Here is a 12,049-nt window from a genome sequence, read left to right on the forward strand (position 1 = left end):
TGGATAGAGTACCTGACTACGAATCAGGCGGTTAGAGGTTCGACTCCTCTAGGGTGCATTTTTCTTTTTAACTCGGGAAGTAGCTCAGCTTGGTAGAGTACTTGGTTTGGGACCAAGGTGTCGCAGGTTCGAATCCTGTCTTCCCGATATATGGCGGTGTAGCTCAGCTGGCTAGAGCGTCCGGTTCATACCCGGGAGGTCGGGGGTTCGATCCCCTTCGCCGCTATAATGATCTTGTTGGACCTTTAGCTCAGCTGGTTAGAGCTCTCGGCTCATAACCGAGTGGTCGTAGGTTCAAGTCCTACAAGGTCCATTTGAATAGTATGGAGGATTACCCAAGTCCGGCTGAAGGGAACGGTCTTGAAAACCGTCAGGCGTGTAAAAGCGTGCGTGGGTTCGAATCCCACATCCTCCTTTTATATCAACGCGGGATGGAGCAGCTCGGTAGCTCGTCGGGCTCATAACCCGAAGGTCGTAGGTTCAAATCCTGCTCCCGCAATAAGGCTCGGTAGCTCAGTTGGTAGAGCAATGGATTGAAGCTCCATGTGTCGGCGGTTCGATTCCGTCTCGCGCCATTTTTGTTATTAGTATGTATGCGGGTGTAGTTTAGTGGTAAAACTACAGCCTTCAAAGCTGTTGTCGCGAGTTCGATTCTCGTCACCCGCTTTGAACTTTGTTCAAATTACATTACCAAGTTTTTAACTTGGGCGCGTAGCTCAGGTGGTTAGAGCGCACGCCTGATAAGCGTGAGGTCGGTGGTTCGAGTCCACTCGTGCCCATTAATTGGAGAATTACTCAAGAGGCTGAAGAGGACGGTTTGCTAAATCGTTAGGTCGGGTAACTGGCGCAAGGGTTCGAATCCCTTATTCTCCGTTTAATGAGAGTTTATAAAGGACTCTTTGTCAACTGTAGTGGGTTGAAGTCAGCTAAGATCGAGAAAGGACAAATTTGTCCTTTCTTTTTTGATGTTCAGAGCGATAAAAATCGGTTTTTTGTCAACTGTAGTGGGTTGAAGAAAAATCAAAATTTTTATCTATTGTTCATTTTAAGGTTGTATAGTGGATTGAAATAACATATGTACTAATCAATTAGGAAAGTCAAATTAATTTCTAAAAATATTTCAGCGGCCATAGCATACTATTCTAGATTCAATTCACTATACTAGTTTACCATTTCTTCCAAGTTTTTAATGAAATTTCTCCGCTATTGAGCCAGATTTCTTTTCCGTTATCACATTCAACTAAAAGTTTTCCACTTTCAGAGATGTCTTTAGCAAGTCCCTTGTAATCTTTTTGATCTAGTGTGAAAGTAACCTCCTTTCCTAGAACGAAGGACTGTTTTTTGTATAGGTATAATAGCTCTTCTGTGGGTGTTTCGAAGAAAGAACGCCATATTTCGATAATTAATTCATTTCTGGTAATAGGTGCTGGTGCTTTAAATAAACTAGCAGCTTTTTCTTTTAATTCTTGAGGAAAGTTTTTAATAGTGAAGTTGATTCCTACTCCAATAATGATATCTGTGACTAAGCCACTTTCTACAGAGGTTATTGCCTCAGTAAGGATTCCCCCAATTTTATGATTGTTTAGGTAGATATCATTGACCCATTTGATGTCGACATCAATTAAAGTTAGGTTTTTAATAGCCTTGTAGATAGCTCCTGCAACAAGTAGTGTGTAGGATGGTAATTGGTCATAGGACAAATTGGGTTTAAGATGGAGTGTCATATAAATGCCACCTTGTGGGGAGTAGAAGGAACGCTGAAAACGACCTCGCCCTGCTGTTTGATAGGAAGCAAGGTAGAGGGTGTTTGCTTCATTCCCTAAATCAATTGCTTCTTTTGCATCGAGTTGTGTTGATCTTGTTTCGGGTTTAAAACTGATTTTAATTGGAAGATTTTGTTCTAGAAGTTCTGGAAGAATAAGGTCTCCACTCACCAGTTTATAGCCTTTGTTTTTGATACTATCAATTTCAATGCCTTCTTGCTCTAGTCGCTTGATGGCTTTCCAAATTGATGTTCTGCTCAGGGATAGTTCTTCTGCGATTTTTTCTCCGCTGATATAGTCGGTTTCTTTAGCTAGAATCTGATAGACGGTTTGGTAGGATTTCATAGTGTTTCCTTTCTCACTAGTTGGTGTTGAGAATATTCTTTTCTTGTATGACTTGGAGTCTGATTAAAGTATTGTTTATAAGCTTTCGAAAAATGGAGTGGATCTGAAAAACCTACCGAGTATGCAATTACCTTGATAGACTCTTGAGTATTTTCGAGAAGTTGTTTAGCTCGGTGCATTCGAACATAGAGTAGGTATTCTTTGGGGGATAAGGTATTAAATTCTTTGAATACGCTTGATAAGTAACTTCTGTGAACGGATAGTTCTTTTGCTAAATCTTGAATTGTAAGTGATTGAGGATAGTGGCTATCAATTAAACGTTTGCATTCAAGATAGAGTTGGTGGGTTGATGAAATATTCTTTTTTTTCTGATTGGGAGCAATAGTTCCCAGATGGAACATCAGTTCATGGAGTTGTCCCATGATATGAAGTTGAGCTAATTCATTTGATTTTGTAATCTGAGCGAAGCGGACAATGTCTGAGATGAGTTTTGCGGTCGTCTGGGTATGACAAGTTTCAGATTGGATGAGATAGCAATGGTCAGAAATTTGAGAAAGAGCAAAATAGTCAGGAGCTTTCCCTCCAGTGATTCCTAACCAGTAGTAGGCCCAAGGTTCTTCACTATCTGCTTGATAAAAGGTTAATTCATCTGGTTTTAAAAGAAAGAAATCTCCTTCTTTTAAATCAACAATTTTGCCCTTGTACTGAAATTTTCCTCGTCCTTTAGTAATGTAATGTAGGACGTATGTATCTCGAATGGCTGGACCAAAAGAGTAATTAGATGTGCATTCCTCATATCCATAAAATCTTAGAGAAAGGTCAATTGTTCCAGTCTGGTATTCTGAAAAAACTAGCATGTGTTACCTCCTACCTAACATTTTACCATATTCTTGAGACATTTTTCTATTTTAGAAAACGGTTTCAGTTGATAAAATAAAATCAAGAAAATGATGAGGTGAAGTAAATGGGAGTCAGGATAGAGAATAATCTATTTTATGTTGAGAGTAAAAATCTAAGTTTGATTATTGAAAATCGTGATGGGTACTTACTATTGAGACATATAGGAAAGGCTATTAAGAACTATAGAGGTTCTAATAGTGTTTATGAACGGGATCATGCTTTTTCTGGTAATCCAATAGCTACGAATCGAACCTTTAGTTTGGATACGCAACGTCAAATTTTTGGACAACATGGCTTAGGAGATTTTAGGAAACCAACTATACAGGTTCAGCATGATGCAACTGAAGTAACAGACTTTCGATTTGTAGAAGCAAAGATTTTAAAAGGTCAGGATGGTCCACAGGGCTTACCTTCTCCACATAGCATGGACGATACAGAGACGCTTGCCTTGATTTTAGAGGATCCTAAGGCTCAACTTAGTCTGACTTTGTATTATACAGCTTTTGATAATGATGCGACAATTGCTAGTTACAGCAAATTGGAAAATAATAGCAATCAGGAAGTTGTCATCCATAAAGATTTTTCTTTTATGGCTGATGTTCCAGCTGCAGATTACGAAATCGTAACTTTGCAGGGAGCTTATGCTCGTGAAAAGACTGTCAGACGTCAACAGGTAGAACAAGGAATCTTTTCAGTTAGTTCGAACCGTGGTGCTTCTGGTCATGCTCAAACACCAGCTCTTTTATTATTTGATCAAGGAGTTACAGAGGATGCTGGAAATGTGTTTGCTATTCAACTAATGTATAGTGGAAACTTTGAAGCTTTTGTTCAAAAGAATCAATTGAATGAAGTTCGGCTGGCTATAGGGATTAATCCGGAAAACTTTTCTTGGAAGTTAGACCCTGAGGAATACTTTGAAACACCGGTAGCTTTAATGACCTTTTCAGATAAGGGATTAACTGGTATTAGCCATGAAAGTCAGAATTTTGTACGGAAGCACATTATGCCAAGTAAATTTTCCAAAAAAGAACGTCCAATTCTAATCAATAACTGGGAAGCTACTTACTTTGATTTTCAGAGAGAAAAACTGTTAGAGTTAGCAGATGAAGCGAAGAAAGTTGGCATTGAACTTTTTGTATTAGATGATGGGTGGTTTGGCAATCGCTTTGATGATAATCGTGCTTTAGGGGACTGGGTTGTTAATGAGGAAAAACTGGGTGGGAGTCTAGAAAGTCTGATTTCAGCTATCCACGAAAGAGGTTTGCAGTTTGGGCTTTGGTTAGAACCTGAGATGATTTCTGTTGATAGTGATTTGTATCGCAAACATCCTGACTGGGCTATTCAGGTTCCTGGTTATGAGCATACTTATTCTCGGAATCAATTAGTCCTTAATCTTGCCAATCCTCAGGTAGTAGAATACTTGAAAAATGTTTTAGATGAACTCCTATCTTACCATGAAATTGATTACATTAAATGGGATATGAATCGTAATATGACTAACCTAGGAAATGGATCAAACGATCTAGAGACAAAAATGCAATCTCACCAGTACATGCTGGGGCTTTATGAACTCGTTTCTTATCTGACAGAGAAGCACAGCCATATTCTCTTTGAGTCCTGCTCTGGTGGTGGTGGACGAAATGATCTTGGTATGATGCGCTTTTTCCCACAAGTCTGGGCTAGTGATAATACAGATGCCATTGCACGTTTACCAATTCAATACGGGTCATCTTATCTCTATCCAACCATTTCCATGGGGGCTCATGTGTCAGCAGTACCGAATCATCAGATGGGACGAAAGACACCGTTAGAAACACGTGGTCATGTGGCAATGATGGGAAATTTGGGCTATGAGCTTGATTTGACAAGTTTATCAGATGAAGAGAAAGCTGAGATTGCTAATCAGGTGAACTTGTATAAAGAATTACGACCAGTAGTTCAGTTAGGACAACAGTATAGACTAATTAATCCTGATACTGGATACAATGAAGCAGCTGTACAATTTAACTACGGAAATCAAACGATTGTAACCTATGTGCGTATGTTATCAGTTGTAGAGACCATGGAAACAACGTTAAAGTTAAAAGATTTGGCTGAAGAGGGACTATATGAATTACAGGAAAATGGTGAAGTTTACTCAGGTGCAGAACTAATGTATGCGGGCCTAACTGTTATCTTATCCCAAGGAGATTTTTTGAGTAGACAGTATATTTTTAGAAGACTATAATAAAGGTGTGAATTTATAAAGGAGGCTTTCCAATGAAATGGTATAAGAAAATCGGACTTCTTGCAACTACAGGTTTAGCTTTGTTTGGGCTCGGCGCTTGCTCCAACTATGGTAAATCTGCGGATGGCACAGTGACCATCGAGTATTTCAACCAGAAAAAAGAAATGACCAAAACCTTGGAAGAAATCGCTAGTGATTTTGAGAAGGAAAACCCTAAAATCAAGGTCAAAGTCGTCAGTGTACCAAATGCTGGTGAAGTATTGAAGACACGCGTTCTCGCAGGAGATGTGCCTGATGTAGTCAATATTTACCCACAGTCCATCGAACTGCAAGAATGGGCAAAAGCAGGTGTCTTTGAAGATTTGAGCAACAAAGACTACCTGAAACGCGTGAAAAATGGCTACGCTGAAAAATATGCTGTAAACGAAAAAGTTTACAACGTTCCTTTTACAGCTAATGCTTATGGAATTTACTACAACAAAGATAAATTCGAAGAACTGGGCTTGAAGGTTCCTGAAACCTGGGATGAATTTGAACTGTTAGTCAAAGATATCGTTGCTAAAGGACAAACACCATTTGGGATTGCAGGTGCAGATGCTTGGACACTCAATGGTTACAATCAATTAGCCTTTGCGACAGCAACAGGTGGAGGAAAAGAAGCTAATCAATACCTTCGTTATTCAAAACCAAATGCCATTAAATTGTCGGATCCGATTATGAAAGATGACGTCAAGGTCATGGACATCCTTCGCATCAATGGCTCTAAGCAAAAGAACTGGGAAGGTGCTGGCTATACCGATGTTATCGGAGCCTTCGCACGTGGGGATGTCCTCATGACACCAAATGGGTCTTGGGCGATCACAGCGATTAATGAACAAAAACCGAACTTTAAGATTGGGACCTTCATGATTCCAGGAAAAGAAAAAGGACAAAGCTTAACCGTTGGTGCGGGAGACTTGGCATGGTCTATCTCAGCCACCACCAAACATTCAAAAGAAGCCAATGCCTTTGTGGAATATATGACCCGTCCAGAAGTCATGCAAAAATACTACGATGTGGACGGATCTCCAACAGCGATCGAAGGGGTCAAACAAGCAGGAGAAGATTCACCGCTTGCTGGTATGACCGAATATGCCTTTACGGATCGTCACTTGGTCTGGTTGCAACAATACTGGACCAGTGAAGCAGACTTCCATACCTTGACCATGAACTATGTCTTGACTGGTGATAAACAAGGTATGGTCAATGATTTGAATGCCTTTTTTAACCCGATGAAAGCGGATGTGGATTAGGAGTAGAGAGACTATGAAAAAAGTATTACAAAAATATTGGGCATGGGCTTTTGTGGTCATCCCCCTCTTCTTACAAGCAATTTTCTTCTATGTGCCGATGTTTCAAGGAGCCTTTTACAGTTTTACCAACTGGACAGGATTGACTTATAACTACAAATTTGTCGGTTTAAACAACTTTAAGCTCCTCTTCATGGATCCAAAATTCATGAATGCGATTGGCTTTACCGTAATCATTACGATTGCCATGGTGGTTGGTGAGATTGCACTTGGGATCTTCATTGCGCGTGTCTTGAACTCTAAAATCAAAGGTAAAACCTTCTTCCGTGCTTGGTTCTTCTTCCCAGCTGTTTTGTCTGGTTTGACAGTGGCTTTGATCTTCAAGCAAGTCTTCAACTACGGTCTTCCAGCGATTGGGAATGCCCTTCATATTGAATTTCTCCAAACCAGTCTTTTAGGAACTAAGTGGGGAGCAATCTTTGCGGCTGTCTTTGTCCTTCTTTGGCAAGGGGTGGCTATGCCCATCATTATCTTCCTAGCTGGTTTGCAATCTATTCCAACTGAGATTACAGAGGCAGCAAGGATTGATGGTGCGACTAGCAAGCAAGTTTTCTGGAACATTGAATTGCCTTACTTGCTACCAAGTGTCTCTATGGTCTTTATCCTAGCTCTAAAAGGTGGGCTGACTGCCTTTGACCAAGTCTTTGCCATGACCGGTGGTGGTCCAAACAATGCCACAACCTCACTTGGGCTCTTGGTTTATAACTATGCCTTTAAAAACAACCAATTCGGTTATGCCAATGCCATTGCCGTAATCTTGTTCTTCTTAATTGTAGTGATTTCAATCATCCAATTGAGAGTATCTAAGAAATTTGAAATTTAAGAGGAGAAGTATGATGAAACAAGATGAAAGAAAAGCCCTGATTGGCAAACACATTCTATTGATTCTAGGATCGGTTCTGATTTTAGTGCCGCTCCTTGCTACCCTCTTTAGTTCCTTCAAACCCACTAAGGATATTGTAGATAATTTCTTTGGCTTTCCAACCAACTTCACATGGGACAACTTTAGCCGTCTCTTAGCTGATGGGATCGGAAGCTATTATTGGAACTCTGTCGTCATCACTGTCTTGTCTTTACTTGCAGTAATGATCTTTGTCCCTATGGCAGCCTACTCCATCGCTCGCAATATGAGTAAAAGGAAAGCCTTTACCATCATGTATACCCTCTTAATCCTCGGAATCTTCGTACCTTTCCAAGTCATCATGATTCCGATTACGGTTATGATGAGTAAACTCGGTTTGGCTAATACCTTTGGTTTGATCTTGCTCTACTTGACCTATGCGATTCCACAGACCCTCTTTCTCTATGTTGGCTATATCAAGATCTCGATCCCAGAAAGTTTGGATGAAGCTGCGGAGATCGATGGGGCTAATAAATTTACAACCTATTTCCGCATCATCTTCCCAATGATGAAACCGATGCATGCGACAACCATGATCATCAATGCCCTATGGTTCTGGAATGACTTCATGTTGCCACTCCTTATCTTGAACCGGGATTCCAAAATGTGGACTTTGCCTCTCTTCCAATACAACTACGCAGGCCAATATTTCAACGACTACGGACCAAGCTTTGCCTCTTACGTGGTCGGCATTATCAGTATCACCATTGTCTATCTCTTCTTCCAACGCCATATCATCGCAGGAATGAGCAACGGAGCAGTGAAATAATAAGATACAAAGCCCGTTAAAAGCTCACAGTGAAAATAGGGAATCTGAATAAGAAGCCTTGGCTTCTTGGAGGATTCATATTTTTCACACAGAGCTTAGGGTGTGTTCAATTCTAGATACAAAGGGACGATTCAGCTTACTGATTTCAATCGTACCTTATGAAGCAATTCTTAAAATACATAAACTCAAAAAAGCCAAGTCATATGAGACTTGTCTTTAATTAGAAAAAGGAGAGTAATAATGCCAATTCAGAATAAAACCATGTTGATTACCTATTCGGATAGTCTTGGAACTAATCTTAAAGACTTATATGAGAATTTGGAAAAGCATTTTGGAGATGCTATTGGAGGAGTTCACCTTTTACCGTTTTTCCCATCAACAGTTGATCGTGGATTTGCGCCAGTTGACTATGACGAAGTGGATTCAGCTTTTGGTGATTGGGAAGATGTTCAGCGTTTAGGTGAGAAATACTATCTTATGTTTGACTTTATGATTAATCATATTTCTCGTCAATCCAAGTACTATAAGGACTATCAAGAAAAACATGAAGCTAGTGAATTTAAAGATCTCTTTTTAAACTGGGATAAGTTTTGGCCAGAAAATCGTCCGACACAGGCTGATGTTGATTTAATTTACAAGCGTAAGGATCGTGCACCAAAGCAAGAGATTGTGTTTGCAGATGGGTCAGTGGAACATTTGTGGAATACCTTTGGTGAGGAGCAGATTGATCTTGATGTGACCAAAGAAGTAACGATGGAATTTATCCGTAAGACCATTCAGCACTTGGCAAGTAATGGGTGTGATTTGATTCGTCTAGATGCCTTTGCATATGCAGTGAAGAAATTGGATACTAATGATTTCTTTGTGGAACCAGATATTTGGGATTTATTGGACAAAGTCCGAGATATAGCAGCCGAGTACGGTGCAGAGCTCTTACCTGAGATTCATGAACACTACTCGATTCAGTTTAAAATAGCGGATCACGATTACTATGTTTATGATTTTGCCCTTCCAATGGTGACTCTTTATACTCTTTACAGTTCCAGAACAGAGCGTTTGGCTAAGTGGTTAAAGATGAGCCCGATGAAGCAATTTACGACGCTAGATACCCATGATGGGATTGGAGTAGTAGATGTCAAGGATATCCTGACCGATGAGGAGATTGACTATACTTCAAATGAACTCTATAAGGTTGGAGCGAATGTCAAACGTAAGTACTCGAGTGCCGAGTATAACAATTTAGACATCTACCAAATCAATTCAACTTACTATTCTGCTCTTGGAGATAATGATATCAAGTATTTCCTTGCACGTTTAATTCAAGCTTTTGCTCCAGGTATTCCTCAGGTTTACTATGTGGGGCTATTAGCAGGCAAGAATGACTTGAAATTATTAGAAGAAACCAAGGAAGGTCGCAATATTAATCGTCATTACTATAGCAATGAGGAAATAGCAGAAGAAGTCCGACGTCCTGTGGTAAAGGCACTTCTCAACCTATTTTCTTTCCGTAATCGTTCAGAAGCCTTTGATCTAGAAGGGACTATTGAGATAGAGACACCAACAGCTCACAGCATTGTCATCAAACGTCAAAATAAAGATAAGTCCGTAACAGCAGTAGCAGAAATTGATCTGCAAAGTCAGACCTATCGAGTAATTGAGAATGGAGTTGAGGTAACATTTTGAAAACTTCATATGGTTAATACGCTAGGGTTTTTATTTTAGGAAACGTTTCCTTTGTTTTCAAATTGCTAAAAAAGTGGTAAAATAAAGGGTAGCTTACTATTATCTGAATCAGCTGATTTGGAGAGAAAGGATTCATTTTGAAATCAATAGGCTTTATTGAAAAGCTGAAAGGGTTGTCTAGTAAAGAGCTGATTTTATTGGGAATTATCCTGAGTATCTTTTTACCCTTTTATCTTTTTGTAGTTGTATTCTGTTTATATATTATTAGTTTGATTTTTACAGGAGACATGAAAAGTATTCTTCAGAAAATGGGGGAGCATCCGATGCTACTTCTTTTTCTTGGCTATAGTACTGTTATATCCATTTTTGCACAAAATTGGATGGGTCTTGTGGCTTCAGTAGGAATTTTTCTATTTACTGTTTTCTTTTTGCACTATCAGTCGATTTTATCACATAAATTCTTTCGATTGATTTTGCAGCTCATCTTGTTTGGTAGTGTCTTGTCAGCTGCTTTTGCGAGTTTAGAACATTTCCAAATTGTGAAGAAATTCAACTATGCTTTTCTTTCACCCAATATGCAGGTCTGGCATCAGAATCGGGCAGAAGTGACCTTCTTTAATCCTAATTATTATGGAATTATTTGTTGTTTCTGTATCATGATTGCTTTCTATCTGTTTACAACGACCAAACTGAATTGGTTGAAAGTATTCTGTGTGATCGCAGGCTTTGTGAATCTCTTTGGTTTGAATTTTACGCAAAATCGAACTGCCTTTCCTGCTATTATCGCTGGAGCCATTATTTATCTCTTTACGACCATTAAAAACTGGAAGGCCTTTTGGCTCAGTATTGGGGTCTTTGCAATTGGCTTGAGTTTCCTCTTTTCTAGTGATTTGGGAGTTCGGATGGGGACTTTAGACTCTTCTATGGAAGAACGCATTTCTATCTGGGATGCTGGGATGGCCTTGTTTAAGCAAAATCCTTTTTGGGGTGAGGGGCCATTGACCTATATGCACTCTTACCCTCGTATCCATGCTCCTTATCATGAACATGCTCATAGTCTTTATATTGACACGATTCTGAGTTACGGAATTGTGGGGACCATTTTATTAGTTTTGTCTTCGGTTGCTCCTGTTCGCATGATGATGGATATGAGTCAGGAGTCGGGGAAACGTCCGATTATCGGTCTTTATCTATCTTTCCTTACAGTGGTTGCTGTGCACGGAATCTTTGATTTGGCCCTCTTCTGGATTCAGTCAGGTTTTATTTTCTTGTTAGTTATGTGCAGTATTCCATTGGAGCATCGAACGTTGGTATCGGACATGACGGATTAAGTTGATAAGATTGAAATCTTCTACCTTGGGTGGGAGATTTTTTTACTTGGGAAAATTATTTCTAAATCGAAATAGTTGACAGATGAAATGTTGAGTGTTAGAATGGGTTTATTCATTTCGATATCGAAATAAATTGGAGGTATCATGAAAGATAGTCATTTGCTAGCCCATCATATTCGTTTGTTGAATGGGCGGATTTTTCAAAAGTTACTGAGCCAAGATCCTGAGTCTCTTTATAGGGGTGAACAGGGCAAGATTTTAGCGGTTTTATGGAATAGTGAGACAGGTTGTGCAACTGCGACAGACATTGCACTTGCGACTGGGCTTGCGAATAATACGCTGACGACTATGCTTAAAAAGCTAGAGAAACAAAATCTTGTAACTATTAGTCCATGTGGAGAAGATAAACGTAAGAAGTATTTGGTTTTAACAGAGTTAGGCAAGTCCCAAAAAGAAGTGGGACATCGTGTCAGTCAGAAGTTGGATACGATCTTTTATAAAGGATTTTCAGAGGAAGAAATTCGTCAGTTTGAAAGTTTTCAAGAAAGAATTTTGGCTAATCTGAAAGAGAAGGAAAATGAGCTTTAAAATGGAGCAAACTAGCCGTTTATAAGTAAAGGCCACTTTTGACTTTGTTTTTCCAACTCTTAGGACAGGGAAACTATGTGGTTCGCTATGGTCAGACTCAGATTGATGGCCTTGCCTATGCCCAGTATGATATCTTTCGTCTAGAAAACGAGAAAATGGTGGAGCATTGAGGCAATAAGAAAGTCATGCCTAA

General features: G+C 39.6%; 9 protein-coding genes, 8 tRNA genes and 1 pseudogene. 16 read left to right on the forward strand and 2 right to left on the reverse strand.

All coding sequences use genetic code 11. The annotated features are described in order from the left end of the window. Nucleotides 1–73 precede the first annotated feature (73 nt). From D2908_RS06805 to D2908_RS06845, 8 genes are all read left to right on the forward strand, one after another. Nucleotides 74–147, forward strand: a tRNA-Pro gene (locus tag D2908_RS06805). A 5-nt stretch (nt 148–152) separates the two neighbouring features. Then, a tRNA-Met gene (locus D2908_RS06810) sits at nt 153–226 on the forward strand. A 13-nt stretch (nt 227–239) separates the two neighbouring features. After that, nucleotides 240–313, forward strand: a tRNA-Ile gene (locus D2908_RS06815). 12 nt (nt 314–325) lie between these two features. Next, nucleotides 326–415: transfer RNA gene (locus D2908_RS06820), tRNA-Ser, on the forward strand. A 10-nt stretch (nt 416–425) separates the two neighbouring features. After that, a tRNA-Met gene (locus D2908_RS06825) sits at nt 426–499 on the forward strand. Between the two features lie 3 nt (nt 500–502). Continuing rightward, nucleotides 503–575: transfer RNA gene (locus tag D2908_RS06830), tRNA-Phe, on the forward strand. Nucleotides 576–705: 130 nt separating this feature from the next. Continuing rightward, nucleotides 706–779 (forward strand) — tRNA-Ile (locus D2908_RS06840). A gap of 6 nt (nt 780–785) precedes the next feature. Beyond that, nucleotides 786–873, forward strand: a tRNA-Ser gene (locus D2908_RS06845). A gap of 293 nt (nt 874–1,166) precedes the next feature. Here D2908_RS06845 and birA read toward each other — a convergent pair. Next, on the reverse strand, nt 1,167–2,108 hold the full coding sequence (gene birA / locus D2908_RS06855) for a bifunctional biotin--[acetyl-CoA-carboxylase] ligase/biotin operon repressor BirA (RefSeq protein WP_117305877.1): 942 nt from the start codon (nt 2,106–2,108) through the stop codon (nt 1,167–1,169). Then, on the reverse strand, nt 2,105–2,965 hold the full coding sequence (locus tag D2908_RS06860; protein WP_117305879.1) for an AraC family ligand binding domain-containing protein: 861 nt from the start codon (nt 2,963–2,965) through the stop codon (nt 2,105–2,107). The genes birA and D2908_RS06860 overlap by 4 nt, the downstream gene beginning before the upstream one ends. 107 nt (nt 2,966–3,072) lie before the next feature. Between D2908_RS06860 and D2908_RS06865 the strand changes: the two genes are divergently transcribed. The 8 genes and pseudogenes from D2908_RS06865 to D2908_RS10150 form a co-directional block, all read left to right on the forward strand. Beyond that, entirely contained in the window at nt 3,073–5,235 is a 2,163-nt protein-coding gene (locus D2908_RS06865; protein ID WP_117305881.1) for an alpha-galactosidase, read from the forward strand. A 32-nt stretch (nt 5,236–5,267) separates the two neighbouring features. After that, complete coding sequence (locus tag D2908_RS06870; RefSeq protein WP_117305883.1) at nt 5,268–6,527, forward strand: extracellular solute-binding protein; 1,260 nt, start codon at nt 5,268–5,270, stop codon at nt 6,525–6,527. 13 nt (nt 6,528–6,540) lie between these two features. Then, nucleotides 6,541–7,407 (forward strand): sugar ABC transporter permease, encoded by an 867-nt coding sequence (locus D2908_RS06875; RefSeq protein WP_165847461.1) that lies wholly within the window; start codon nt 6,541–6,543, stop codon nt 7,405–7,407. A 13-nt stretch (nt 7,408–7,420) separates the two neighbouring features. Then, on the forward strand, nt 7,421–8,254 hold the full coding sequence (locus D2908_RS06880) for a carbohydrate ABC transporter permease (RefSeq protein ID WP_117305886.1): 834 nt from the start codon (nt 7,421–7,423) through the stop codon (nt 8,252–8,254). 240 nt (nt 8,255–8,494) lie between these two features. Continuing rightward, nucleotides 8,495–9,937, forward strand: coding sequence for a sucrose phosphorylase (gene gtfA / locus D2908_RS06885; protein WP_117305888.1), 1,443 nt, complete (start codon nt 8,495–8,497; stop codon nt 9,935–9,937). A 137-nt stretch (nt 9,938–10,074) separates the two neighbouring features. Next, complete coding sequence (locus tag D2908_RS06890; protein WP_117305889.1) at nt 10,075–11,268, forward strand: O-antigen ligase; 1,194 nt, start codon at nt 10,075–10,077, stop codon at nt 11,266–11,268. Nucleotides 11,269–11,412: 144 nt separating this feature from the next. Beyond that, nucleotides 11,413–11,856, forward strand: a complete 444-nt coding sequence (locus D2908_RS06895; RefSeq protein ID WP_117305891.1) for a MarR family transcriptional regulator — start codon at nt 11,413–11,415, stop codon at nt 11,854–11,856. A 50-nt stretch (nt 11,857–11,906) separates the two neighbouring features. Further along, a pseudogene (locus D2908_RS10150) lies at nt 11,907–12,026 on the forward strand (polyketide cyclase); the annotation flags it as partial. Nucleotides 12,027–12,049 lie beyond the last annotated feature (23 nt).

Source organism: Streptococcus sp. LQJ-218, from assembly GCF_003428885.1.
Lineage (GTDB): Bacteria > Bacillota > Bacilli > Lactobacillales > Streptococcaceae > Streptococcus.